The following is a 23,605-nucleotide window of genomic DNA, read 5'->3' on the forward strand; positions in this document are numbered from 1 at the left end:
GGCCGATGTCGATTGCCGTTCGTCGGTCAAATCAAGCGGTTTGCAGAAAGCCCCGGACTTTCGGCGGTTATCTGTTGTCGTTGGTCGGGGTGCCGCCGGTGACTGCTGTCAGGCCAGCCGCAACGGCATGGTGATCGCCGCCCGAAAGCGGTGCGGCGCGACAAGCCCGAAAATGAAGGCGCCGACCTCGGGAAACCGGGCCTTGATACGGTCGGCGACATTCTTCAGCCCGGTACCGGTTCCGGCGGGCTTATTCGCCCGGGGATCGTTCGCACGGTCGTTTTCGACAGAAAGTTCGAGCGTTTCGCCCTGCCTTGCGGCGCGGATCACGATCTCGACCATGCCGACCGAACCGCCGACGCCGTGCTTTATCGCGTTTTCGATCAGCGGCTGCAGAATGAGGCTCGGCACCAGTGCCCGCTCAAGGCCCGGCGCGATGTCGAGCTTGATCCGCATGCGGTCGGAGAAGCGTTCACCCTCGATGTTGAGATAGCCGAGCTGCAGGGCGAGTTCGTCGGCGAGACAGACGTCCTGCATTGGGTCGAGCTCGACTGTGGTGCGCAGGAAGGCCGAGAGCGAGAGCACCATGCGGCGGGCCGCCGTCGACGCACCTTCCTCGATCAGCCCGGCAATCGAGTTCAGGGTGTTGAACAGGAAGTGCGGATTGACCTGGTAGCGCAGCGCCCGCATCTGCGCCGTCAGCGCCTCTTCCCGGGTCACGGCAAGCCGGCGCTCCCGCTCGCGCAGCTCGTAGTTGGCCAGAAGGGCGATGTAGAGAAACGCCCATCCGTGAAACAGCGCCATGCAATAGATGACGGTGTAGCCGACATTGGTCCAGTTGATCGCGCCCGGATCGCCATGCTCGATCAGGCCGTGACTGAGGAAATCGACGCTGGCATTGATTGCTGCAGCAACGAGCGACAGGGCGGAGCCGAGCAGAAGCTTGAAGAGGATGGACCGGTTCCGGAAGCGAAAGAGCGCCGCTGCCATCGCATAGGACATGAGCGTCCCGTTCAGCATCAGGATCAGGGTGATCGGCGCGATCGCTATCGGGTCGTATCCGAGGAACGCCCAAAGCGTGTTGCTGATGACGAACTGAATGAACTGGTAGAGGAGCGCGAGAAAGAGCGTTGCCCGCCGAACGCTTGCGGCATACTCAGCCTCGTCAGGCAAAACCGTCTCATGTCCTCGCTCCATGCGAGGTTTTATCCTTCAAGTCCATACGGTTGTCGACCGCCGTTCGTCGCCGAAAACAAGCCGTTTGCAGAAAGCCACAGCCCTTCAACGCCACAATCTGCCGTTTGCAGAAAGCCGAATTCTCGCTTTCTGCGGGCTTGCTATAGCCGCCCCATGACCCGTGCTTTCCCAGCGAATCCATTCGCTTGGAAGTTGTGCGCCCATGAATGCAAAGGAAAAGGGGCAGACATTGAATATCTGTGCGAAGGCGGACGTTTTGAAGATCAACCTTCTGAGCTCGACGGCGCTTGGCCGTGCCGGCTTGCTCTCGCTGGCTCTGGCCGCAGTGCCGTTCGTGCCGTCGCCGGCGAAGGCCGTCGATCTGCTCGTGCCCACCGACACGACCTGGTCCAGCGACCATACGGTGAACGGCAAGCTGGTCGTGCGCGGCGGGCCGGCCGGCGCCACGCTGACGATCAACAACGGTGCCAAGGTTGAAAGCACCCACGGCTATATCGCCGACAGCAGAGGCTCGGTCGCGACCGTCGTCGTTTCCGGACCCGGTTCGTCCTGGGACATCGTCGACGCCAATCCGAACGGCTACCGCGCGCTCTTCATCGGCGGTTTCGAAAACGGCATCTACGGCGGCAAGGGTACATTGATCGTCGAGAACGGCGGCAGGGTCTCCGCCAAGGAAACCTATGTCGGCTCCCTGCAGGAAGGCGATGGAACGCTCGTCGTGCGCGGCGCCGGCTCGATGCTCACCACCGACTACCTGGGCATCGCCGACGGCGCGCTGACGCTCAACACGGCCGCGGTCCGGATCGAGGACGGCGGTCTCGTCAACTCCAGGAAGACATATTTCGAAAACGGCACGGTTCTGGTCACCGGCGCTAATACGCGTTGGGTCAACACCGGCGAGCTCACGATCGGCGATAGCTTCACGGTCGAGAAGGGCGCCGTGGTTTCGACCAACACCGCCGTTCTGGAAGAAAATGAGAGCACCGACACGATCCAGGCTGTCATCGATGGCGCCGGCAGCGAGCTCAAGGTTGCTGACAAGTTGACGATCGGGGAAAGCGGCAGGGCCAATCTTTCCGTCGCCAACGGCGCCAAGCTTTCGGTCGGCGGCGACATCGTCCTTTCCGGTATCGGCGGCATCAACAACGAGGGCATGGGCAATCTGACGATCGGCGGCGGCGTCGACCTGAACAACATCGCCGAACCTGTTGCACGGCAGGCGCAAGGGGCCGGCACGGTCAACTCGTCCGCGAAGATCGATTTCGGGCCGCGCCGGGGCTACGTCAACTTCAACCATACGAACACGGGTTACGAATTCGGCAATGTCATGGTCGGCAAGGGCATGGTCTCGAATTTCTCCGGCGAGACCATCCTTACCGGTGACCTGTCGAAGTTCTATGGCAAGGTGAACGTTTCCGGCGGCAAGCTGGTGCTGAAGGGCAATGTCGACACGATCGACAATGACTCGGATAACGGCCCCTTGGACTATAGTGAGACCAACTTCGAGGTCACCAACGGCTCGCTGATTGTCGACGGTGCGACGGGACGCATCGAGGGCGACCGTTTCTATACCGGTGAAGTGAACGTCTGGGGCGAATCGAGGAGCAGTTCGGCTTTCGGCCGGCTTGGCGGCTCCGGCACGGTCGGCAACACCTATATCGACAAGAAGGCGATCATTTCGCCCGGCAACAATTCCACTGGCACGCTGACGATCATGGGTCGGCTGGATATGGCGAGCGGGTCGATTTATGAAGCCGATATCGCCGGTGACGGCCGCTCCGACCGCATCGTCGTCAAGAGCATCGCCACAAACGACAACACCGGCATCGCGAAGATCGGCAGCGGCACCAATGTTCAGGTGACGGCGCTCGACGCCAACACCAGCTACAAAACCGGGCAGACCTACACGATCCTGACCGCCGACCGGGTAATCGAAGGAAAATTCGCCGAGGCGATCTCCAAGTCCGCCTTCCTCGAAGTGTCGCTCGACCAGCAGGAAAAGCAGGTCGATCTCAAGATCAAGGTCAAGAACGGCGGTACGAAACCGGGAGAAGAACCCAAGCCGGGCGAGGAGCCGAAGCCAGGCGAACCGAAGCCGGGTGAGCCGGAACCGGGCGTCTTCGAAGGCGAGGCCTCCACCGGCAATCAACGCAAGACGGCGCTGGCGCTCAACACGCTCGCCCAGAGCGGCCCGTCGCTGGCGCTCTACAATGCCCTGATCCTGCAGGATGGCGATGCGGCACGCCGCGCCTTCGACCTGTTGTCCGGCGAGGTCCACGCCTCGGCGCAGACGGCGCTGATCAATGACAGCAGCCTGTTGCGCAACGCCGCCAGCAACCGCATTCGCGATGCGTTCGGCGATGTGGGTGCGGCAAACGTTCCGGTTCTCGCCTACGGCCCGGAGGACAAGATCACGACGGGTGCGGTTGCCGCCGTCAACGCCGTACCCGTCGCACCGCCCGCGATGGTCGGCTGGGGCCAGGTGTTCGGCTCCTGGACCAACAGCGACGGTAACGGCAATGCCGCAGGCCTTGACCAGTCGACCGGCGGTTTCATCACCGGCTTCGACGCGGCGGTTTCGGACAATGCGCTCGTCGGCATCATGGCCGGCTACAGCCGCACCAACTTCGACGTCGACAATCGCGCTGCCAGCGGCGACAGCGACAACTATCACCTCGGCGTTTATGGCGGCGGCCGGTGGGGCGACGTCGCACTGCGCTCCGGTCTTGCCTATACTTGGCATTCGATCAACACGTCGCGCAACGTCGCCTTCCCGGGTTTCAGCGATGAGCTGAAGGCCGATTACGACGCCGGCACCTTCCAGGCCTTCGGCGAGGTCGGTTACCGTATCGACCTGCCGAGTGTCGCCCTCGAGCCCTTCGCCAACCTCGCCTATGTCAGCCTGCACACCGACAGCTTCACCGAGCGCGGTGGTGCTGCGGCTCTGTCGACCCAGAGCAACACGACCGATACGACGTTCACGACGCTCGGTCTTCGCGCCTCGGCCCCGCTCAGCCTCGGCGCCACCGAAGCGAAGTTGCGCGGCATGCTCGGCTGGCAGCACGCCTTTGGCGACACGACGCCGTTCTCGACGATGGCGTTCGGCACGGGCAGCGCCTTCTCGGTCGCCGGTACGCCGATCGCCGAGGACGCGGCGATCATCGAAGCCGGCATCGACTTCGCGCTGACCGACGGTGCGAGCCTCGGCATCACCTATACCGGCCAGTTCGGCTCCGGCACGACGCAGAACGCGGTCGACGCCAAGCTCGACGTGCGCTTCTGATGCGCAGGCTCGTCTGGCTCTCGACAATGCTGATGGCGACCTTCGTCGCCATCACGCCGCTTTATGGGGAAGACGCTGCCGGCAAACCCGCGGCGCCATCCGAGCTTTCGGAGACCTACGAGGACTGGAGCGTTGCCTGCGCCGACATCGAGGGGAAAAAACATTGCCTCCTCTCGCAGCGCCAGTTCCACAAGAGCGGTCAGCATGTGCTGACGATCGAACTTCGCACGGCGGCGGAGGCCGGCCTTGAGGGGAGCCTCGCGCTCCCCTTCGGTCTTTATCTGGATAAGGGCGTCACGCTTGGCGTCGATGAGGCGACGGGCGGCAAGCCGACCCGGTTCCGCACCTGCCTGCCGTTTGGGTGCATCGTGCCTTTGACATTCACCGAAGCGACGGTTGCGTTGCTGCGCAGCGGCACGGCACTGAAGATCGGCGCCTTTGCCAGCGACACCGAAAAGGACGTGGCGTTCGCGGTATCGCTGAAAGGCTTTGCCGCAGCGCTCGACCGGGTGATCGCCCTTTCTGGCAAGAGCTGAGACCGGCTCTAGGGGCCGTCGCCTCATGCCCGTGCATCTGGCCGGTTTCAACGCGGACAGCCTCCCAAGACCGACCCGGTCGCACGAAAAGCGCGGCCGGGGCCTGCTTTTCGAGAACAGGCCGCAGGCACTGTCGAGGCCACCGATGGTGGGCGCCTAGGAATGCCAGTCGGGGCTATCGGGAGGATACGTCGATCGCATCGCCGATCACGTAGAAGTGCCCGCCAGCGACATAGTGTAGGCTGCGCAAGGCGGGATCGGCCGTCTCGAACATCCAGCGCCCGTCGCGAAACACGCGATCGTCGGCCCAGGCCGCGAAGACTTCGCCGACGAACAGGTCGTAACGGCTCTCAATCGACGGCTCACTGATCAGACGGCAGGCGAGCCAAGCGGAGCAGCCGGCAACGAGCGGAAGGTCATGCTCCGGCATTTCGAACAGCGCGACGCCGGCGTTGCGAAGTTTGTCGGGATCGTCGTGAAGGCTCGTTGTGCCCACCGCATGCGTCAGTACCGCCTGGGCGGCGGTCGGAACCTGGATGACGAACACCCCCGCTTTTTCCGCAAGGCTGCGGGTACGGGTGGCGCTGTCGAGCACGACCGTCAGCTTGGGCGGATCATAATCGAGCGCGCAGGCCCAGGCGGCCGCCATCACGTCCTCAACGCCGCCATGGCGGGCGGAAACCAGCACTGTCGGGCCATGGTTCAGCAGCCGGTATGCCTTTTCGAGTGGAACGGCACGAATATGCGAAACCATCAGACAACTCCGGCCGCCTATCGCGGACATCTAGCGATTTTCCTCTTCTATAGGGGCGCTGCATTGCGCCAACAAGCGTGAGCTTGGGGGCCTCCTCGCGGTGCCGGAGGGGCGGGACGGCAGCGGGCGGAGCGCGCTTGAACGGGAAGCAGGCGGGCGAAACATTAGCGTTTGACAAACTCATACCCAATTGGCTATACGTCATTACATAGCCAATTGGGTATGAGACATGTCTGAGTTACAGGATGCGGTTTTCCGGGCACTTGCCGATCCCACCCGGCGGGGGCTCTTCGAGCGCCTTTGCCGGCAGGGGGATACGACCGTGGTCGGGTTGTTGGCCGATGCCGGGGTTTCGCAGCCGGTCGTATCCAAACATCTCAAGATCCTGAAGGCTGCGGGGCTCGTGCACGACCGGCATGAAGGCCGCTACACCTATTACGGCGCCCGGCGCGAAGCGCTTGCGACGCTGGTTGACTGGACGACGGAGATGGCCGGCTTCTGGCAGGACCGCTTCGACGATCTCGATGATCTCCTGAAGAGAATGGACCAATGATCGAAACAACCAAAACTACAGAAACCACCCGCTCCGTCGTCGTCGAACGCAATTTCTCCCATCCGCCGGAGAAGATCTGGCGCGCGCTGACGCAGCCGCACCTGATCGCCGAATGGCTGATGCGCAACGACTTCATTCCCGAGGTCGGCCGTCGCTTTACCCTCTCGGCCGACTGGGGCCAGGTCGACTGCGAGGTCGAGACGATCGAGGCGAACCGCTCGCTCGCCTACCGTTGGGACACCAAGGACCTCACCAGTGTCGTCACCTGGACGCTCGTTCCTGCCAATGGCGGCACGAACCTGCGCATGGAACAGCGCGGCTTCAGGGCGGACCAGAAGTCCTATTTCCAGGGCGCAACCGTCGGCTGGCAGCGCTTTTTCACCCAGTTGGAAGAGGTCGTCGCGAAACTCGACTGATCACCCTGCCGCTTGGAGACGAAGTACAAACTCAAGGTGCCAGAATGACCTCTCTGATCCGCGTAATCCATCGTTGGACGTCGCTGCTTTTCTCCCTGGCCGTTGCCGCCATCTTTGTCGGCACGCCTTTGGCGACGCTTCCCGAATGGGTCTACTACCTGCCGCTGCCGCCGCTTGCCGTGCTGCTGCCGACGGGCCTCTATCTCTTCGTGTTGCCCTATCTCAGCAAGCCGCGAGGCAGGATGCAGGCGGCCGAGTAGGGGCATGGCCCGCCGACTTACGCGGCGGGCAGAGCCGGGCTGGAGAAGCGCTTTCGATACTCGGCCGGCGTCACGCCGACATGGCGTGTAAAGGCACGACGCAGCGTATCGGCATCGGCAAAGCCGCATTGAGCCGCAACCTGCTTGGGTGCGTCATGGCCCTTTTCGAGAAGGCGGCGGGCCGCGTGCACCCGCGCCTCCTCGACCCAGCTTGCCGGCGTGATACCGACCTCGCTGCGGAAAAGCCGGGAGAAGTGGCGCGGGCTGAGATCCATACGCCTCGCGAGGCTGGCGACGCTGTGGTCCTGTGCGGGATTGCCGGCGATCCAGCGCTGCAATTCCTGGAGCGCGGAGCGGCCGGCCGGTGCCGCCTCGCCCTTGCGGCTGAACTGCATCTGCCCTCCGGGCCGTTTGAAGAACATCACCAGCTGGCCCGCCACCCGTTTGGCGATTTCGTGCCCGAGATCCTCCTCGACCAGCGCTAGCGCCAGGTCCAGTCCGGCCGTCACGCCGGCGGCCGTGCGCAGCGGCCCGTCGCTCACATGGATCGAATCTTCGTCGACGGTCACATCGGGGAAACGCCGCGCGAGCTCTTCGGCCACGGCCCAGTGCGTCGTCACCCGCCGTCCCGCAAGCAGCCCCGCCGCCGCAAGGAAAAAGGCGCCACTGCAGACCGAGCCATAGCGCCGCACAGTTGGCGCGTGTAGCCGCAGCCAATCCAGAACCACGCCATCCGCCGGAACTTCCGCTGCATTCGGGCATCCGGCAACAAGCAATGTGTCGATCGTTTCATCGAAACCATGACCGATGGTGCGGTCCGCCATCAACCGGACGCCGGACGAACTGCGCAGCGGCCCCGGCTCTGCTGCGGCGACGAGCAGGTGATAGGCCTCGCGGCCGACCTGCGCGTTCGCTTCGGCAAAGACATCCAGCGGGCCCGAGACGTCGAGGAGCTGTACGCCGGGCAGCGCCACCACCACGATTGTTCTCGTCGTCTGCTGCATTTGCGTCCGCCTCGATCCGTATTTGTCTGTATTTGCCGTGTTACGGCGATTGCAGACAATCTAGTCGGTTTCTACCCTGCTGGCGAGTGGAAACCGCAAGGAGAAAGCACATGCCGTTCATCGCCAAAGAGGCCGCCATTCCCGATAGCAAACTGGCAAGGGCCATCACGGAGCATATCCGCGATACGGAGACGGAGGTGCTCTTCAACCATTCGAGCCGCGTCTACCATTTTGGTGCGCTCGCCGGCATTCATCGTGGGCTGACCTTCGACCGCGAGCTGCTTTATGCCGGCGCAATGTTTCATGACATCGGCCTGATGCCGAGCCACAGCAGCCAGAACGAGCGCTTCGAAGTCGATGGCGCCCATGCCGCCCGCGATTTCCTGCGCAGCCACGGTATTTCGGAGGCAGATGCCTACGCGGTGTGGACGGCAATTGCGCTCCATACGACCCCGGGCGTGCCCGAACACATGCATCCGGTCGTGGCACTGGTGACCGCAGGCGTCGAGATGGACGTGCTCGGCCTCACCTACAGGCAATATTCCGACGCCGAGCGCGAGGCGGTGGTTCGCGCCTTCCCGCGCACGCCGACCTTCAAGGAGGACATCATCCAGGCCTTCTACGACGGCATCAAGCACAAGCCCCACACGACCTTCGGCAACGTCAAGGCCGACGTCATCGCCGACAGGGAGCCGCATTTCCATCGCGGCAATTTCTGCAACGTGATCCGCTGCTCGCACTGGCACGGCTGAGACGAGCCGCAGGCGCGCGGGCCGTCATCATGGAGGTGATGGTCCGTAAGCCTGACCGGCGCGGCCATCCGCGATCGCAGGTTCGGATCGCGTTCCCCTGTTTGCCGATCTCGGCAAGCGGCAAGGTTCGCGCTAAGCGTCTTCGCTGTCCTCGATCAACCCCGCGGAAGAGCCGGTCCAGGCAAGGACCATTGAAGTCAAAACTTGCTTCAGGCTGCGTCTATTCCAAAAGGCAATCAATCAACGCCCGTGTAGCGGCCGAGAGATGGCGATGGGGCGGATAGATGAGCGAGAAGGGACGCGATCGTCCGCCGAACGCCGGCAGCAGTTCGACCAGGCTTCCGCGAGAAAGCCGATCCCGCACGACGAAGTCATAGGTCTGGCAGATGCCGAGACCCGCCTCGGCCAGCGATACGGTGCCGAGAACATCGTCTTCGACTTGAACGGAGCCTTGGGGTACCCAGTCGACATCTAAACCATCGACCCGCAACAGCCAGGGGGCCGGCCGGCCGGTGCTCGGCATGACGAAGGGCAGGCAGGTATGGGCCGAAAGATCTTCGATCGATTGCGGCGTCCCGCGCAGGGCGAGGTAATCGGGAGAGGCCACCAGCCTTAACGGCGCATCCGCAAGCTTCCTCCCGATCATGCCGCTATCGGGAAGCTGGCCGAGGCGAATGGCGAGGTCATAGCCTTCGGCGACAAGGTCGACATTGCGGTTGGCGATCGACAATTCGACCGTAACGCCGGGATGGCTGAGTGCAAACCGCGTCAGTTTCTCCGGCAGGCGGAAATGCCCATAGGTGGTGGAAACGCTGAGACGGACCCGGCCGGCCAAGGCGCCTTCGCCCTGCACGGCCCGTTCGGCCTGATCGATCGTCTCGAAGGCTGCGCGGACCTGCTCCAGATAGGTGCTGCCCGCTTCCGTAAGGCTGATGCGCCGTGTCGTGCGCCGCAGCAGTTGCGTGCCGAGCCTGGTTTCGAGGCGGGTGATTGCCCGGCTGAGCACGGATGGCGTGGTGGCCAGCGCAACCGCGCCGGCGGTCAGCGATCCCTTGTCCGTGACGGTGATGAAGGCCTCGACGTCGGCGAGGTGATCGAAACGTCGCATTCTTGCCTCCAAAGTCCAAATCATTTCCGCGGCGGCGCATTTATCGCCGCAAAGCGAAGCAATAGATAAGCAGTATCAATCGACGGCCGCAATCTCAGGCCCGCTTCAACCAGGAGAAAATGATGCCGAACACAAGCGCCAGTCCGAAAAAACCCGTGCTTTTTGTCCTTACCAGCCATGGCACCAAGGGCGATGGCGGCCAGCCGACCGGCTTCTACCTCGGCGAGGTCACCCATCCCTTGGCGGTGCTCGAGGCCGCCGGCATCGCCGTCGAGTTCGCATCGATCAAGGGTGGCGAGCCGCCGGTCGACGGCCTCGATCTGGAGGACAAGACCAATGCCCGGTACTGGAACGACGAGACGTTTCGGGTCGCGATCCGCACGACCGCGAGGCTCGACGATGTCGACCCCTCGCGCTACGCAGCCGTCTTCTTCGCCGGTGGCCACGGCGCCATGTGGGATCTGCCGCAAAGCAGCGCCGTCGACCGTGTCACCCGCTCGGTCTTCGAGGCCGGCGGCGCCGTTGCGGCGGTCTGCCACGGTCCGGCAGCGCTCGTGAACGTCAAGCTTTCGGACGGCCGCTATCTGGTCGCCGGTCGCAACGTCAGCGCCTTCACCGATTCCGAGGAGCGCGCCGTCGGCCTCGACAAGACGGTGCCCTTCCTGCTCGCGAGCACGCTTGTGGAACGCGGGGCAACTCATCACCCGGCGGCGGACTGGACATCGAAGGTGGTTGTCGACGGACGGCTGATCACCGGCCAGAACCCGCAGTCGGCGACCGGCGTCGGCGAGGCGCTTCGCGATATCCTGAGCGCCTGATCCCGGCTCAGCGGGCTACCGGAACGGTCGGCACCTCGGACCCGGCTCATGCTGCCGGCGAAGCATCGCCGACAGCGTGAGGCGAACCGGACAGGTAGGGCGCTCGACTGCCGTTGCGTTGGCCATGGCGGGAAACCGGAAAAACCGCCATGTTCGCCATCCCTGTCGCGTCCGGTTGACACGGCCCGCGCTCCCTTGGGTAAGCCGGCGCGGGCCAGAAAGTTCCGTCGGGGAAGACGTCTCAGCCGCGCCGTGCCGCCTCGATCGCGGCAACGTCGATCTTGCCCATGTCCATCATCGCCTCGAAGGCGCGCTTTGCCTCGGCGCCGCCGGCCGCCAGGGCATCGGTCAGGACCCTTGGCGTGATCTGCCAGGAAATGCCCCATTTGTCCTTGCACCAGCCGCAGGCGCTCTCCTTTCCGCCATTGCCGACAATGGCGTTCCAGTAGCGGTCGGTCTCCTCCTGGTCATCGGTGGCGATCTGGAACGAGAAGGCCTCGTTGTGCTTGAACATCGGGCCGCCGTTGAGACCGAGGCAGGGGATGCCGGCGACGCTGAACTCCACCGTCAACACGTCACCTGCCTTGCCGGACGGATAGTCGCCGGGCGCGCGGTGCACGGCGCTGACCCGGCTGTCGGGAAAGACCTCGGCGTAGAAGCGAGCGGCGGTCTCGGCGTCCTTGTCGTACCAGAGACAGATAGTGTTCTTGGCCATTACGCGTTCCTTTCGTTTCAAGCCGGACGGCCCGTTTCCTTCGCCACCTGCCCTGCGAGATAGGTCGGCGGCCCCGTTTCTCCACCCGAAACTTTGCTAGCGGATGCCTTTGCCTGACGGAATGCGCGTCGCAGGCACGTGCGCCGGGTCGTCGCATCCGGTGCTTTTCCGTTGGAAATTCAACCGGTGATACCTAACTGTGCGGCCTCGATGTGTGGCGCGGGGAGCCTTCTCCCGCACGCTTAAGGGGATAGAGATGAAACAACTGAATCGAACTGTTGCGGTGGTGACCGGTGCCGGTCGCGGCCTCGGCGCGGCGCTGGCCTTTGCCCTCGCCGAGGCGGGGTGCGATCTCGTGTTGTGCGGGCGCAGCCAGAGCGCCCTCAAGGACGTGGCTGCCACGATCGCCGGAAACTTTGAGCGACGGGTTCAAACCGTTGCACTCGACCTTGCGGATGCGAAAAGCGTGGCTACGGCGATCGAAAGCATCAAGGCCGAGTACGGGCACGTCGATATCCTCGTGAACAACGGCGCCATGTGGCTCGAGGACAGTGACGAGGATCATCCTGAAGACGCGGTGTTCGGCGTCGTCAATGCGGCCGTTACCGGGACCTTCCTTTTCACCCAGGGACTGCTGCCCCTGCTCGGTCACTCGCCCCGGCCGGATATCGTTACGATCGGCTCGATCAGCGGCCTGCCAAACGCGGCGCTCCACTCCGTGTCCGTGCCGTTCTATGCCGCCAAGCGGGCGCAGGCGGCACTGGCCGACGGCTTGCGCCAGAAGCTCGCCGGTACGCCCATCCGCTCGATCGTCGTCCATCCGCCATACCTCGAAGACATCTCGCCGCTTGATGGCGCATGGGAGGAGGCCGGCAGTCGGGAGAAGGGCGCGGCGGCGACGAACCGGGACATCGCCGAGGCGGTGTTGTTCGCGGTGACGCGGCCGCGGCATGTGACCTTGTCGATCACGGTCGATGCCGACGAAGGCGGCCTCTATCCGTCTCCGGCTCGCTCCGCCTAGTGGCGGGCCCCTGTCAGGGGCCGATCCCGACAAGATCCCGACCGCCTGCAATGGCGTTCGGCCAAACTCCGGCACGGTTCGCCAAAGGCCGTCATCTATCGTCCACATATGCAGACGATAAGTTCAGGTTCGGCCGACTACAGAGGCGCCGTCCACGTCGATATATCCATGACATCAACAATGGAGAAACGACACCATGCACTCTGTCTCTGAACCGATCTTCACCTCAGGCTTTCCGCTGGGAAGCTCCGCCGGCCTGGTCACCGCCTTCGAGTGGCTCGGCCAGCCCTATCGACTGACCCGCGTCGACATGCTCGGGGATATGCGCACCGAAGCCTACGAGCGGTTCAACGGTCGGGTGGAGACGCCCGTTCTGGTGACCGACAAGGGCGAAGTGCTGACCGAAACCATGGCGATCGCATTGTGGCTGGAGGCGCGCGATCGCGAGCGTCGCATCAGCTTCGCGCCCGGCACCTTCGAGGCGGACCGCATGCACCAGTTCATCGCCTTCCTCAACACCGGTTTTACCGGCGCCTTCTTTTCGATGTGGGTGGCGCTGGAGGCGGAGGACGCCAGCGACGAATACCGCGAGACGCTGCGCGCCTTCGGCCGCGAATTCGTCGCCAAGCGCCACCAGCAACTGGAAGCGATGATGAGCGATAGCGACTACCTGCTCGGCGATCGTCCGACGCTTGCCGATGCGGTCTTTGCCGGCGTGGCCCGCTGGGTCGACTTCCATGAGGCGATCGATCCGAAGGACTACGAGCGCAACTATCCGCGCATCCACGCCTTGCGCCGACGCATCGAAGCCGATCCGGCGTTTCGCTTCGCCCTCGCGATCGAGGATGGCGAACCTGCCGCCGGCAGCGGCGCGATGAAGGGCCTCGTCCCGCTGAAGGACGTGCTTGCGATGACCGGCGCACTCGGCGCGTGACCCGAGAAAAAGAGAAGGCGCACCGGCGAGCGGTGCGCCACCTCGAATAGTTGGGGCGGCCAGGCCGCCGCCGACATCACACCTCGAATACGTCTTCGAACGATTCCGGGAAGCTTTGGCGGGCAACCTTCTCGTTGATGATGAGCAACGCTTCATAGGACACGGGATCGAAATCCTTGTCGACCGGCAGCACCTCGCGTCCGAACAGGAGGTTCAGCCGGGCGGCATCGAGATTGCCGCGCTCGAATGGTTCCGCGCCGAAATGATGCCAGAGGGCGTGGAGGAAGGCAGCATCGATGCGGTGCGCCCCAGAGCCGGGCCGGGCATGGCGGGGCAACGCCTTGATCGGCGTCGCCCCCTTGGGATTGGCCCGACGGATGACGAACTGGATGCCCGTGCCCGGCATGGCGTAGGGAAACCCCCGGTGTTTCGTCATATCAGCCAGCTTTGCCATTCTATTCTCCTTACGCGGTCTGCTTCTCGACGATCTTGTCCTGCGTCTTCGTCTCGAAGTCGGAGGCGTCGTGCCGCTCATGCAATTGCTCGGATGGATCGCCGCTCAGCCGGTTGACCATGCGGCCGCGCTTGACGGCCGGGCGGGCGGCGATCTCGGCCGTCCAGCGCTGGACGTGCTCGTAGCTCTGAACCTCGAGGAAGGTGCCGGCGTCGCCGTAGACCTGGCCCAGCGCCAGATTACCGTACCAGGGCCAGGTCGCCATGTCGGCGATGGTGTACTGGTCGCCGGCGAGGAACCGGTTTTCGGCGAGGTGGCGATCGAGCACGTCGAGCTGGCGCTTCACCTCCATCGCGTAACGGTCGATGGCGTATTTGATCTTCATCGGCGCATAGGCGTAGAAATGGCCGAAGCCGCCGCCGAGGAACGGTGCGGAGCCCATCTGCCAGAACAGCCAGTTCAAGGTTTCGGTGCGGGCGCGAAGCTCGCTCGGCAGGAAGGCGCCGAACTTCTCGGCGAGATAGGTGAGGATGGACGCCGATTCGAACACGCGCACCGGCGCGCCGCCGCCCCTTGGCGCATGGTCCATCAGCGCCGGGATCTTGGAGTTCGGGTTGATGTCGACGAAGCCGGAGCCGAACTGGTCGCCGTCCCCGATGCGGATCGGCCAGGCATCGTACTCGGCGTCCTTATGGCCGACGGCCAGCAGCTCTTCCAGCATGATCGTGACCTTGACGCCGTTGGGCGTCGCCAGCGAGTAAAGCTGCAGCGGATGCTTGCCGACAGGAAGATCCTTGTCCTGGGTCGGGCCGGCGATCGGACGGTTGATGCTGGCAAATGTTCCGCCATTGCTCTTGTCCCAGGTCCAGGCCTTGGGAACGTCGTAGCCGGCAGGGAAATTGTCGGCGGGGGATTTTTCGGTCATCAAATCGGTCCTTGTCGTGGCGGAAACGTCGAACGGTCGTGTTCGCTTTATATAGGAAGTTCATCAAGCCACCACATTGCGCAAGCGGCGAGGGCGACCATTCTCAATGGCGCTGTACTGGAGGATTTTTTTATCGAAGGCGGATGAGACCGGCATCCGTCGGCACGAAGCCGCAACGGCCGAAATAGAAATCGCGCAGATGCGGATCGAAGTCGACATGCAGCCATTCGCAGCCCGAGGCCCTGGCGTGTGTCACCGCCTCTTCGACGAGCCGCGCGGCATAGCCTCTGCGCCTCAACGAAGACGTCACCATCGTGTCGAGCAGGAAGGCGTGGACGCCCCCGTCCCAGGCGACATTGACGAAGCCGGCAAGCGTGCCCGGGATACGCATCGAGACCCAGCCCAGACTGAAGCGATTGACCTGGGTCCACCAGTCGTCGTCGCTCAATGCATGCTCGAAGCATTCGGCGTGCAGGGCGTTCAGCTCCTTGTTTTCAAACGCTCCTCGCCACTCGAAGCGTGCAGCGCTGTCTTCCATATTACCTCCCGAAAGTCACGTGTGACCGGCCGCGGATCGTTCCCACTCCCTACACGAAAAAAATCGCAGTGTCGTACTTGATGCGGAAAAACCGAGTTCCTATCTCCCGCCTAACCCGCTGGTCCGGGCCCCTCTGGCGAGAGCTTCGGCACTCTTGCGATGTCGGACCTTATTCCGACAACATGTGCCGAATGGGGACCCGTCTGTGGATTATTCCTTCATGTCTGTAGTGTGGCTGGGAACGCCGCTCTGGTTGTGGGCGAGCTTTTTCGCCCTTGTCATCGCCATCCTGTCGTTCGACCTTGGTATTCTCCACAAGGAGAACAAGGAGATCGGCGTTGCTGAAAGCGTGAAGCTTTCCGCCTTCTATATCGTCCTCGGCCTGAGTTTCGGCGGTTTCGTCTGGTGGTATCTCGGTGCCGATTCCGGTCTTGCCTATATGACCGGCTTCGTCGTCGAAAAGACGCTCGCGCTCGACAACGTCTTCGTCATCGCGCTGATCTTCTCCTTCTTCGCCGTTCCGCGTATCTATCAGCACCGCGTGCTGTTCTGGGGTATCCTCGGTGTCATCGTGCTGCGCGCGATCATGATCGGCGTCGGCGCGACACTGGTCGCCGAATTCTCCTGGGTTCTCTATATCTTCGCCGCGTTCCTCGTCTTCACCGGCATCAAGATGCTTGTCATGAAGGAGGCCGAGCCCAACGTCTCGGACAATGCGCTCGTGCGCTTCATGCGCAGCCGTTTCAACGTCACCGAGGAACATCACGGCGAGCGCTTCTTCGTGAAGCTCGTCAACCCCAAGACCGGCAAGATGACCTGGTTCATCACGCCCCTCTTCATGGCGCTGGTCATGGTCGAGGTTGCGGACGTGATCTTCGCTGTCGACTCGGTTCCCGCGATCTTCGCGATCACCACCGATCCGTTCATCGTCTACACGTCGAACATCTTCGCTATCCTCGGTCTGCGTGCGCTCTACTTCGCTCTTGCCGCGATGATCCATCGCTTCCGCTACCTGAAGCCGGCGCTCGCCGTCGTCCTGATCTTCATCGGATCGAAGATCTTCGTCGCCGATCTCCTGGGGCTCGAGAAGTTCCCGGCGGCTCTGTCGCTCGGCGTGACCTTCGCGATCATCGCTTCGGGCGTGGTCTGGAGCCTGGTGAAGACGCGCGAAGAGCAGCAGCCCGCATAACGCTGGGCGGATCTTGACGAGAAAATGCGGCGGCCTTCGCAAGGGGCCGCCGTCTTCGTTTTTCGGCTTGCCGCTGCCACGCCTTCTAGCCGATGATCGCCTTCGGTTCGAGGAAGGCCTCAAGGCCGAACGGACCGAACTCGCGGCCGATCCCGGAATGCTTGAAACCGCCGAACGGTGCCCGGGCGTCGGCCGGCGCTTCGTTGATCACCACCCGCCCGGCCTCAAGCTGGCGGGCAACGGCGCGCATGTGCTCGGCATCGCTGCCAAGAACATAGGATTGCAGGCCGTAGTCCGTGTCGTTGGCGATAGCGATCGCCTCGTCCTCGTCCCGGTAGCGAACCACGCTCAGCACCGGACCGAAGATCTCTTCGCGCGCAATCCGCATATCGTTGGTGACGTCTGTGAAGACGGTCGGGCGGACGAACCAGCCGCGCTCCAGTCCGTCCGGCCGACCCTCGCCGCCGACCAGAAGGGTCGCGCCCTCTTGCTGGCCGAGACGGATATAGGACTGGACCCGTTCCCACTGCCTGGCGCTTACCATCGGGCCGATGTCGGCCGCCGGATCGCTGGAGGGGCCGACCTTGAGTGTCGCGACGGCCTCTGCGAGACGCGTGTTGATTTCCACGTATCGCCTTTTCGAAACCAGCAACCGCGTTCCGGCGATGCAGGCCTGTCCGCTGTTGCGAAAGGCCGAGGCGAGAACGTGCGGGATGGCGCGATCGAGGTCGGCATCGTCGAGCAGGATCTGCGGTCCCTTGCCGCCGAGTTCGAGCGTTACGCGTTTGAAGGTCTCTGCGGCGGTGCGCAGGATCGTCCGTCCCGTCGTTGTCGAGCCGGTGAAGGTGATCTTGGCGATGTCCGGATTCCGGCTGAGCTCCGCGCCGACGACGTGGCCGTGGCCGTTGACGACGTTGAGGACCCCGGGTGGCAAGTCGGCTTCGTGGAGGGCTTCGAGCAGCGTCTGGGTCTGGATCGCGCTCATTTCCGACGGCTTGATCACGATGCTCGTTCCGGCGGCGATCGCGGTGGCGAGCTTGGTGCAGATGAAGCCGATGTTGCTGTTCCACGGCGTGATGGCGGCCGCCACGCCGACCGGTTCCATGATCACGTCGGCATTGCCGATCCTGCGCGTGAAGGCATAGTCGGCCACGGTTTTCGCGGCGGCCTCGAACACGCCGGCGGCATGGGGCACGGAGAAGGCGAGGAAGGACTGCGGCGCGCCGTATTCGGTGGCCATGGCCGCGCGGAGCGCATCGGCCCTGGCGGCGACGGCATCGCGCAATGCCAGCAACAGGGACACGCGCTCGGCCGGTTCCGTCCGTCTCATCGCCGGAAAGGCACGTCTGGCGGCGGCAATGGCGGCGCGGGCGTCCTCGGCATCGCCGAGGCGTACCTCGCCGATCTTTTCCTCGGTGGCGGGATTGAAAAGATCGAAGCGCTCGCTGCCATGAGGCGTTGCGAAGGCGCCGTCGACGTAAATCTGTTCGATAAGTTTCATCGTCCGTTTTCCTGTTGCGATGAAGGGGATATGCATCCGGGCGACCGTCAGGATAAGATCATCAATCAAAGACAGGCTGATGAGGAAAATAGAGCAGTGAAGGCGAGCCTCTCGGAACTTGAGGCGGTGACGACGATTGCGCGGCTTGGCGGTTTCCGCGCCGCCGCGCGGGAGCTCGGCGTCTCGTCATCGTCGCTGAGCCATGCGGTGCTGGCGCTGGAGGAGCGGCTGGGCGTGCGCCTGTTCAATCGGACGACACGATCGGTGGCGCTGACGGCGGCGGGCGAGGGTTTCGTTGCCGAGGTCCTTCCCGCCCTTGCAGCCATCGAAGGGGCGGTCGAGCGGGTGACGGAATCGCAGGCGCGACCGACCGGCACGCTCCGGCTCAACACGTCGCCAGGGGCGGCCAAGATGGTGCTGCGGCCGCTGCTCGTCGAATATCTGAAGCGCTACCCGCAGATGACGCTGGAAGTCGCGACGGACAACGCGCTGGTCGATATCATCGCGCTCGGCTTCGACGCCGGCTTCCGGCTGGCCGAAGCGGTTCCGCCGGACATGATCGCGGTTCCGGTGTTCCACCAGTCGCGCATGATCGTGGTCGGTTCGCCGGACTATTTTCGGCAAAGATCAGTGCCGCGGCGACCAGGCGACCTCCTGCAGCATGCCTGTATCCGTGCGCGCATGGCGAGCGGCAGGATCTACCACTGGGAGTTCAACCGCCGCGGAGAAAGCGTCGAAATCGACGTGCCGGGGCCGCTCATCCTCGACGACAGCGACCTGATGCTGGAGGCGACGCTTTGCGGCGCAGGACTGGCCTATCTCTCCGATCATGCGGTGCAAGAGCACGTCGCAGCCGGGCGGCTCGTGCCGGTGCTTGATGACTGGACGCCGCCTTATGACGGGCTTTGCCTCTATTTTTCCGGCCGGCGGCATGTGCCGGCAAAGCTCAGGGCGCTGATCGATCTTGTTCGCGAGTTGCGCCCGGGCCGGGGCCGGATCGGCGCCGAGCTCCCGGCATCCGGCGGTGCGGGTGGGTCTTGAAAAAATAACATGAGTATTAAAGACAAGTTTATTTACGCGTGCTAAGAGACACGCCGTTCGTGCGGCCGGCCGGCTAGGCGATCGTATCTCGGCAGCCAGTGCGGGCGGCGCTGGATGTCAAATCGAAGTTGTTTTGATCGGATCAGACACCATGGTCGACATGGAAACACGCCATCAGGTCTATTTCGCCAATCGTACCGCCCTGGTTGCCTACGCAACGCGTATCGTCGGATCCCGCGAAACGGCCGAGGATATCGTGCAGGAGGCGTTCATCCGGTTCACGCCGGCGAACGCAACTGGGGTCTCTTCCGAAAAATCGTCCGGCCTGTTGCCCGCCTATCTCTACAGGATCGTCCGCAATCTTTCCCTCGACCTCATCAAGCGGCGCAAGCTCGAGGTCCGGGAAGAAAGAAGCGAACCGCCTTATTGGTCTATGCCGATCGAGACGCCGTCGCCTGAAGATATCGTCGTCGCGGCCGACGAAATCCGGCAGGTCTCGATCGCCCTCGGCAACCTTCCCGAACAGGTCAGGGTGGCGCTGGAGATGCATCGCTTCGGCGGCTACACGCTGGAGGAGATTGCCGCTCACCTCGACGTCTCGGTTGCGACGGCGCATCGCCACGTCCGCACCGCCATGATGCGCGTCGCGACAACCCTGGCGGGCAATACCTCATAGAAATTTTAGGGGGGTCGTGAAAAAAAATCCGGCGCTATTCGTCTTTGTGACAAACCGAGTGAATCCGATAGTGTCGCATCGACCACCGAGGTAGCAGGCAAAGCTTTGAGCAAGGACAACCACATTCCGGAAGCGTTGCTCGAAGAAGCGATGGACTGGTTCCTCGAACTGAAGGCGCGCCCCAACTGTCGCGATACCGAAGCGGCTTTCCAGGTCTGGCTCAGTCGGTCGGAACTGCATGCCCGATCCTGGGAGGCGGCGCTGAAAACCTGGCGGCTTCTGGGCGAAGTGCCGCCTGCCCACGAACACCTCTGGCGCGGAGCAAAGCCGCAGATTGCGCGCGAACGGTCGTCCCGCCGCCGCATGGCCGGGGGGCTTGTGGCGGGGGCGGCGGTTTTCGCGCTCGCCGCCTGCCTCGCCCTGTTCGTCTCGCTGCCGTCCCTGTTCCTGTGGTGGCACGCGGATCACGTCACCGATACCGCGCAATCCAGGACGATCGCGCTTGCGGACGGAACGACCGTCGAACTGGGCGGCGGCAGCGCCATCGCTACCGAAATCGGTGCCGGCAGCCGCCATGTGAGGATTCTGAAGGGCGAAGCCTATTTCAACGTCGCCCGCGATCCTTCGCGTCCCTTCGTGGTCGAGGCGGGCGGCGTCGAGGTTTCCGTGCTCGGCACTGCGTTCGACGTGCAATTGGCGAGCACGGAAACCACGGTCGAACTGGCGCATGGCACGGTTGCCGTCTCCTACAGCGGCAACGAACACAAACAGAATTTCGAGCTGGCGCCGGGAGAAATGGCGACGGTGAGCCATGCGACCGGCGCAGTTTCGCGAAGCGCAATCGCGCCGGACGAGATCGGCGCGTGGCGAAGCGGCAGGATGTTCGTCAACAACGTGACCGTTGCTGCGGCCGCCGAGCGGCTGCAGCGCTACCATTCCGCCTGGATCGCCGTTCCGCAGCCCGGTCTTGCAGGGCAGCGCGTGACCGGCGTCTACGACCTGAAGGATCCTGATCGTGCGCTCCAGGCGCTGGTGCAGCCCTTCGGCGGCAAGGTGCGCGCGGTGACGTCCTATGGCCGGGTTCTGACCCAATTTTAATTGGAGTCAAAAAATCAGGAAAAAATCGCGCGCCGGTGAAAAAAAATCCGGAGCCGGTCGTCTTTGGTTGGAAACGCACGCCTGCAAGGCGGTGCGGGATGCCGAGACGGGGGTAGAATGCGTTTGCCGAAACGCCGCAAGGGACATCTGATTTTCAAGGCAGGACGTCGCCACGGCGGAGGACGCCTGCTGACGACGACGGCGATCGCCGCGTTTTCGTCCCTCGCCCTGATACCCGTTTCCACCGCGTCGGCCCAGCAGTCTACATCCCGCGTCGGCAATGCCCGCGCTTTCGACATCCCTTCCCAGCCGCTTGCCAGCGCGCTGAATGCCTTCGGACGGCAGTCCGGCCTACAAGTGACCTTGGCGGCCGCAACCTCGCAGGGACTTCGCTCGGCCACAGTTAGCGGAACGTTCACGGTCGACCAGGCGCTTGCGCGGCTGCTTTCCGGCACCGGCATTTCCTACAGCATATCGGGTGGTACCGCGCTGGTCGGCGCGCCTCTCTCGGCAGGCGGCAGCGAAGCGGTCGCCACGGACGGCGCAACGGTGCTCAATCCGATCTCGGCTTTCGGTGCCGGTCCGCTCGGTGCCGGCGAGATCGTCATCTCGTCGGAAGACCTTAAGCGGAAGAACCCGGCCGACATTGCCGATGTATTTTCGGGCGAGCCCGGCATTTCGGTCGGCAGCTCGCTGCCGATGTCGCAGAAGGTCTATGTCCACGGTATCGAGGAAACCAGCCTTGCCGTGACGATGGATGGCGGCCGCCAGAACAACAAGGTCTTCCATCACAACGGCACGAACCTCATCGATCCGGGCCTTCTGAAAACGGTCAGCGTCGATGCCGGCGTTGCGCCGGCCGATGCCGGCCCGGGGGCGCTTGCCGGTGCTATTTCCTATGAAACGATCGATGCACGCGATCTGCTGGATGGCGACGGCTTCGGCGGCTTCGTCACGTCCAGCTACAATTTCAACGGCGACACCGTGACGACGGGGCTCTCGGCCTACGGCATGCAGGACGGGCTCGAGTTCCTCGGCTACTTCAATTTCGGCAAGGGTAACGATTTCACGGCCGGCAACGGCCAGGAGGTGCAAGGTACCTCCACGGACCTCCTGAGCGGGCTTGGCAAACTCGCCTACGAGTTCGACAGCGGCGACCGCTTCGAGATCAGCCACGACAGCATAAGGGACGATGCACCGCGTCCGTTCCGGGCCAACATGGGGTCGACGACGGGCAGCAAGCCGTGGGAGCCGCCTATCCGCGACTATACGCTCGAACGCGGCAACACGGTCTTCACCTATACCGACAGCACGCCCGAGGGGTGGTGGGATCCGACGCTGCTGCTTGCCTACAGCAAGACCGAAGTCGAAGTGCCTGTTTTTCCGAAGCCGGCGCCCGGTCTACCCGTCAGCTACCAGGGGATCGGTGCATCGGACGGCTTCAACGGCAAGTTCGAGAACAAGTTCTCCCTCGACATCGGCAACGTGATCGCCGGCATCGACTTCTACGACGACGAGGCGAAACTCAGGGACATGTTCGATTCCGGCTCGGAAAAGGCCCGCAACCTCGGCTTCTACGCCCAAGCACGGCTCGAGCCGTGGGAACGAACGCGCCTTTCCTTTGGCGCCCGCGGCGACAATCAGCACTTCACCGGAACCACCGGTCAGGAGTGGACCAATTCCGGCTTCAGCGGCAATGTTTCGGGTGAATACGATCTGATCGAGGACCTGCTGACGGCCAAGGCCGGCTATTCGCATGTCTGGGCCGGCATACCGCTTGCCGAAAACTTCATCATCAATCCCAAGTGGGATTATGGACAGGGCCCGAAGCCGGTGACGGCGGACAATTACATCCTCGGGCTGGAGGCAAACTACAACGGCTTCACCGTCGAAGGCAGCGTTTTCCAGACGGATATCGATGACGCCCGCACGCCGCGTTTTGCGGTCACCAAGGGGATCGACGCGCACGACGTCCGCTCGCGGGGCTTCGAGATCGGCGGCGGCTACACCTGGGGAGATGGCTATTTCAAGGTGAAATACGCCAATATCGACGTCGAAATCGACGGCAAGCCCGCGGACTCCGATCTCGGCACCTATCTTGCCACCCCGGCCGGCCAGATCATTACCTTGCAGGCAGTCCACACGCTGGCGGACTGGGGCGTCACCCTCGGCGCCGATGCGGAAATTGCGCTCGACTACGACGATGTTCCTCACGGCAGCAGCGCGCTGGAAGGCTATCAGGTCTTTAACGCGTTTGTCGAATATGTGCCACCGCAGCGGACCAATCTCACGCTGCGGGCGGAACTGAAGAACATCTTCGACGAGACCTATTCGGACCGGGCAACCTACGGCCAGGAGTTCAAAGCGGTAACGCCACTCTACGAGCCGGGCCGTTCCTTCATCCTGACCGCCAGAGCGAGTTTTTAGCGCGACGGTCCCGACTATTGCTGCCGGATCCTCCCGGGCGGCAGCACCCAAGACGCTCAGGCGGTCATTTCCGGCCGCCCGGGCAGCGAAAGCCGATAGACAGGAAGTTCCAATGCAAGAAGCGACCACCCATTTTGCGACGGAAGACGGCCAGAAATACCTGACGCAACTGTGCAAGCATTTCGCCCACAAGATCGACGTTGAACAGGCGGGCGATCGCGCCGAGCTCCGGTTCTCCTGCGGCACCGGCTATCTAAAGGCCGCAGCCGATGGCCTGGGCATCCGCGCCAGCTCGCCCGACGATGCCAATCTCGCCGACACGAAATCGGTGATCGAAAGCCATCTTCTGCGCTTCGCGTTCAAGGAAGAGCCCGGCCCGCTTGCCTGGCAACCGGCCGGCTAAGC

The 23,605-nt window shown here is 63.3% G+C and carries 24 protein-coding genes; 15 read left to right on the plus strand and 9 right to left on the minus strand.

Annotated features, from left to right (window positions below):
- Window positions 1–108: 108 nt before the first annotated feature.
- A complete protein-coding gene (locus tag XB14_RS20290; protein ID WP_077963395.1) occupies window positions 109–1,197 on the minus strand; it encodes a sensor histidine kinase in 1,089 nt (362 codons plus the stop codon).
- A 256-nt stretch (window positions 1,198–1,453) separates the two neighbouring features.
- On the opposite strand from XB14_RS20290, the gene XB14_RS20295 reads away from it, so the two are divergent.
- Window positions 1,454–4,480 (plus strand): autotransporter domain-containing protein, encoded by a 3,027-nt coding sequence (locus XB14_RS20295; protein ID WP_179119625.1) that lies wholly within the window; start codon window positions 1,454–1,456, stop codon window positions 4,478–4,480.
- Complete coding sequence (locus tag XB14_RS20300; RefSeq protein ID WP_077963397.1) at window positions 4,480–5,016, plus strand: invasion associated locus B family protein; 537 nt, start codon at window positions 4,480–4,482, stop codon at window positions 5,014–5,016. The genes XB14_RS20295 and XB14_RS20300 overlap by 1 nt, the downstream gene beginning before the upstream one ends.
- A gap of 175 nt (window positions 5,017–5,191) precedes the next feature.
- Here the strand turns inward: XB14_RS20300 and XB14_RS20305 are convergent, their stop codons facing one another.
- Entirely contained in the window at window positions 5,192–5,770 is a 579-nt protein-coding gene (locus tag XB14_RS20305) for a flavin reductase family protein (RefSeq protein WP_077963398.1), read from the minus strand.
- A gap of 229 nt (window positions 5,771–5,999) precedes the next feature.
- Between XB14_RS20305 and XB14_RS20310 the strand changes: the two genes are divergently transcribed.
- The 3 genes from XB14_RS20310 to XB14_RS20320 are packed head-to-tail and all read left to right on the plus strand — an operon-like array spanning window position 6,000 to window position 6,999.
- Window positions 6,000–6,323, plus strand: coding sequence for an ArsR/SmtB family transcription factor (locus XB14_RS20310; RefSeq protein WP_077963399.1), 324 nt, complete (start codon window positions 6,000–6,002; stop codon window positions 6,321–6,323).
- Complete coding sequence (locus tag XB14_RS20315) at window positions 6,320–6,739, plus strand: SRPBCC family protein (RefSeq protein ID WP_077963400.1); 420 nt, start codon at window positions 6,320–6,322, stop codon at window positions 6,737–6,739. The genes XB14_RS20310 and XB14_RS20315 overlap by 4 nt, the downstream gene beginning before the upstream one ends.
- Before the next feature lie 44 nt (window positions 6,740–6,783).
- On the plus strand, window positions 6,784–6,999 hold the full coding sequence (locus XB14_RS20320) for a hypothetical protein (protein ID WP_077963401.1): 216 nt from the start codon (window positions 6,784–6,786) through the stop codon (window positions 6,997–6,999).
- Between the two features lie 17 nt (window positions 7,000–7,016).
- On the opposite strand, the gene XB14_RS20325 is transcribed toward XB14_RS20320, so the two are convergent.
- Complete coding sequence (locus XB14_RS20325; RefSeq protein WP_077963402.1) at window positions 7,017–8,003, minus strand: GlxA family transcriptional regulator; 987 nt, start codon at window positions 8,001–8,003, stop codon at window positions 7,017–7,019.
- A gap of 110 nt (window positions 8,004–8,113) precedes the next feature.
- On the opposite strand from XB14_RS20325, the gene XB14_RS20330 reads away from it, so the two are divergent.
- On the plus strand, window positions 8,114–8,755 hold the full coding sequence (locus XB14_RS20330; RefSeq protein ID WP_143348456.1) for an HD domain-containing protein: 642 nt from the start codon (window positions 8,114–8,116) through the stop codon (window positions 8,753–8,755).
- 220 nt (window positions 8,756–8,975) lie between these two features.
- On the opposite strand, the gene XB14_RS20335 is transcribed toward XB14_RS20330, so the two are convergent.
- Window positions 8,976–9,863 carry a LysR family transcriptional regulator gene (locus XB14_RS20335; RefSeq protein WP_077963403.1) on the minus strand — a complete coding sequence of 296 codons (888 nt, stop codon included), beginning with the start codon at window positions 9,861–9,863 and terminating at the stop codon, window positions 8,976–8,978.
- 122 nt (window positions 9,864–9,985) lie between these two features.
- On the opposite strand from XB14_RS20335, the gene XB14_RS20340 reads away from it, so the two are divergent.
- Complete coding sequence (locus XB14_RS20340) at window positions 9,986–10,681, plus strand: type 1 glutamine amidotransferase domain-containing protein (RefSeq protein ID WP_077963404.1); 696 nt, start codon at window positions 9,986–9,988, stop codon at window positions 10,679–10,681.
- A gap of 241 nt (window positions 10,682–10,922) precedes the next feature.
- On the opposite strand, the gene XB14_RS20345 is transcribed toward XB14_RS20340, so the two are convergent.
- Window positions 10,923–11,396, minus strand: a complete 474-nt coding sequence (locus tag XB14_RS20345) for a VOC family protein (RefSeq protein WP_077963405.1) — start codon at window positions 11,394–11,396, stop codon at window positions 10,923–10,925.
- 256 nt (window positions 11,397–11,652) lie between these two features.
- On the opposite strand from XB14_RS20345, the gene XB14_RS20350 reads away from it, so the two are divergent.
- Both XB14_RS20350 and XB14_RS20355 read left to right on the plus strand, forming a co-directional pair.
- Entirely contained in the window at window positions 11,653–12,417 is a 765-nt protein-coding gene (locus XB14_RS20350) for an SDR family oxidoreductase (RefSeq protein ID WP_077963406.1), read from the plus strand.
- 196 nt (window positions 12,418–12,613) lie between these two features.
- On the plus strand, window positions 12,614–13,351 hold the full coding sequence (locus XB14_RS20355; RefSeq protein WP_077963407.1) for a glutathione S-transferase family protein: 738 nt from the start codon (window positions 12,614–12,616) through the stop codon (window positions 13,349–13,351).
- A 76-nt stretch (window positions 13,352–13,427) separates the two neighbouring features.
- Here the strand turns inward: XB14_RS20355 and XB14_RS20360 are convergent, their stop codons facing one another.
- From XB14_RS20360 to XB14_RS20370, 3 genes are all read right to left on the minus strand, one after another.
- A complete protein-coding gene (locus XB14_RS20360; RefSeq protein ID WP_057255252.1) occupies window positions 13,428–13,805 on the minus strand; it encodes a hypothetical protein in 378 nt (125 codons plus the stop codon).
- Window positions 13,806–13,815: 10 nt separating this feature from the next.
- Window positions 13,816–14,730, minus strand: coding sequence for a glutathione-dependent disulfide-bond oxidoreductase (yghU, locus tag XB14_RS20365; RefSeq protein ID WP_077963408.1), 915 nt, complete (start codon window positions 14,728–14,730; stop codon window positions 13,816–13,818).
- Window positions 14,731–14,860: 130 nt separating this feature from the next.
- Window positions 14,861–15,268 (minus strand): GNAT family N-acetyltransferase, encoded by a 408-nt coding sequence (locus XB14_RS20370; protein ID WP_077963409.1) that lies wholly within the window; start codon window positions 15,266–15,268, stop codon window positions 14,861–14,863.
- Between the two features lie 220 nt (window positions 15,269–15,488).
- On the opposite strand from XB14_RS20370, the gene XB14_RS20375 reads away from it, so the two are divergent.
- Window positions 15,489–16,457 (plus strand): TerC family protein, encoded by a 969-nt coding sequence (locus tag XB14_RS20375; RefSeq protein WP_419178609.1) that lies wholly within the window; start codon window positions 15,489–15,491, stop codon window positions 16,455–16,457.
- 85 nt (window positions 16,458–16,542) lie between these two features.
- Here XB14_RS20375 and XB14_RS20380 read toward each other — a convergent pair whose 3' ends face one another.
- Window positions 16,543–17,958, minus strand: a complete 1,416-nt coding sequence (locus XB14_RS20380) for an aldehyde dehydrogenase family protein (protein ID WP_077963411.1) — start codon at window positions 17,956–17,958, stop codon at window positions 16,543–16,545.
- A 96-nt stretch (window positions 17,959–18,054) separates the two neighbouring features.
- On the opposite strand from XB14_RS20380, the gene XB14_RS20385 reads away from it, so the two are divergent.
- From XB14_RS20385 to XB14_RS20405, 5 genes are all read left to right on the plus strand, one after another.
- Window positions 18,055–18,999, plus strand: a complete 945-nt coding sequence (locus XB14_RS20385) for a LysR family transcriptional regulator (RefSeq protein WP_143348458.1) — start codon at window positions 18,055–18,057, stop codon at window positions 18,997–18,999.
- A 151-nt stretch (window positions 19,000–19,150) separates the two neighbouring features.
- Window positions 19,151–19,675 carry an RNA polymerase sigma factor gene (locus tag XB14_RS20390; protein WP_077963413.1) on the plus strand — a complete coding sequence of 175 codons (525 nt, stop codon included), beginning with the start codon at window positions 19,151–19,153 and terminating at the stop codon, window positions 19,673–19,675.
- Between the two features lie 105 nt (window positions 19,676–19,780).
- Window positions 19,781–20,773: a FecR family protein gene (locus XB14_RS20395; RefSeq protein ID WP_077963414.1), complete on the plus strand. Its 993-nt coding sequence runs from the start codon at window positions 19,781–19,783 to the stop codon at window positions 20,771–20,773.
- 117 nt (window positions 20,774–20,890) lie between these two features.
- Window positions 20,891–23,200, plus strand: a complete 2,310-nt coding sequence (locus XB14_RS20400) for a TonB-dependent receptor (protein WP_077963415.1) — start codon at window positions 20,891–20,893, stop codon at window positions 23,198–23,200.
- A gap of 112 nt (window positions 23,201–23,312) precedes the next feature.
- Window positions 23,313–23,603: a DUF2218 domain-containing protein gene (locus XB14_RS20405; protein ID WP_077963416.1), complete on the plus strand. Its 291-nt coding sequence runs from the start codon at window positions 23,313–23,315 to the stop codon at window positions 23,601–23,603.
- Window positions 23,604–23,605 lie beyond the last annotated feature (2 nt).

The organism is Ensifer adhaerens (genome assembly GCF_002007205.1).
GTDB lineage: Bacteria > Pseudomonadota > Alphaproteobacteria > Rhizobiales > Rhizobiaceae > Ensifer > Ensifer adhaerens_D.

What these genes read in the sequence shown, in the direction of transcription:
- XB14_RS20400 (WP_077963415.1), top strand. Translation starts at nt 20,891, where the DNA reads ATGCGTTTGCCGAAACGCCGCAAGGGACATCTGATTTTCAAGGCAGGA.
- XB14_RS20375 (WP_419178609.1), top strand. Translation starts at nt 15,489, where the DNA reads ATGTCTGTAGTGTGGCTGGGAACGCCGCTCTGGTTGTGGGCGAGCTTT.
- XB14_RS20300 (WP_077963397.1), top strand. Translation starts at nt 4,480, where the DNA reads ATGCGCAGGCTCGTCTGGCTCTCGACAATGCTGATGGCGACCTTCGTC.
- XB14_RS20320 (WP_077963401.1), top strand. Translation starts at nt 6,784, where the DNA reads ATGACCTCTCTGATCCGCGTAATCCATCGTTGGACGTCGCTGCTTTTC.
- XB14_RS20390 (WP_077963413.1), top strand. Translation starts at nt 19,151, where the DNA reads ATGGTCGACATGGAAACACGCCATCAGGTCTATTTCGCCAATCGTACC.
- XB14_RS20405 (WP_077963416.1), top strand. Translation starts at nt 23,313, where the DNA reads ATGCAAGAAGCGACCACCCATTTTGCGACGGAAGACGGCCAGAAATAC.
- XB14_RS20290 (WP_077963395.1), bottom strand. Translation starts at nt 1,197, where the DNA reads ATGGAGCGAGGACATGAGACGGTTTTGCCTGACGAGGCTGAGTATGCC.
- XB14_RS20315 (WP_077963400.1), top strand. Translation starts at nt 6,320, where the DNA reads ATGATCGAAACAACCAAAACTACAGAAACCACCCGCTCCGTCGTCGTC.
- XB14_RS20305 (WP_077963398.1), bottom strand. Translation starts at nt 5,770, where the DNA reads ATGGTTTCGCATATTCGTGCCGTTCCACTCGAAAAGGCATACCGGCTG.
- XB14_RS20370 (WP_077963409.1), bottom strand. Translation starts at nt 15,268, where the DNA reads ATGGAAGACAGCGCTGCACGCTTCGAGTGGCGAGGAGCGTTTGAAAAC.
- yghU (WP_077963408.1), bottom strand. Translation starts at nt 14,730, where the DNA reads ATGACCGAAAAATCCCCCGCCGACAATTTCCCTGCCGGCTACGACGTT.
- XB14_RS20345 (WP_077963405.1), bottom strand. Translation starts at nt 11,396, where the DNA reads ATGGCCAAGAACACTATCTGTCTCTGGTACGACAAGGACGCCGAGACC.
- XB14_RS20350 (WP_077963406.1), top strand. Translation starts at nt 11,653, where the DNA reads ATGAAACAACTGAATCGAACTGTTGCGGTGGTGACCGGTGCCGGTCGC.
- XB14_RS20360 (WP_057255252.1), bottom strand. Translation starts at nt 13,805, where the DNA reads ATGGCAAAGCTGGCTGATATGACGAAACACCGGGGGTTTCCCTACGCC.
- XB14_RS20340 (WP_077963404.1), top strand. Translation starts at nt 9,986, where the DNA reads ATGCCGAACACAAGCGCCAGTCCGAAAAAACCCGTGCTTTTTGTCCTT.
- XB14_RS20310 (WP_077963399.1), top strand. Translation starts at nt 6,000, where the DNA reads ATGTCTGAGTTACAGGATGCGGTTTTCCGGGCACTTGCCGATCCCACC.
- XB14_RS20335 (WP_077963403.1), bottom strand. Translation starts at nt 9,863, where the DNA reads ATGCGACGTTTCGATCACCTCGCCGACGTCGAGGCCTTCATCACCGTC.
- XB14_RS20325 (WP_077963402.1), bottom strand. Translation starts at nt 8,003, where the DNA reads ATGCAGCAGACGACGAGAACAATCGTGGTGGTGGCGCTGCCCGGCGTA.
- XB14_RS20355 (WP_077963407.1), top strand. Translation starts at nt 12,614, where the DNA reads ATGCACTCTGTCTCTGAACCGATCTTCACCTCAGGCTTTCCGCTGGGA.
- XB14_RS20380 (WP_077963411.1), bottom strand. Translation starts at nt 17,958, where the DNA reads ATGAAACTTATCGAACAGATTTACGTCGACGGCGCCTTCGCAACGCCT.
- XB14_RS20330 (WP_143348456.1), top strand. Translation starts at nt 8,114, where the DNA reads ATGCCGTTCATCGCCAAAGAGGCCGCCATTCCCGATAGCAAACTGGCA.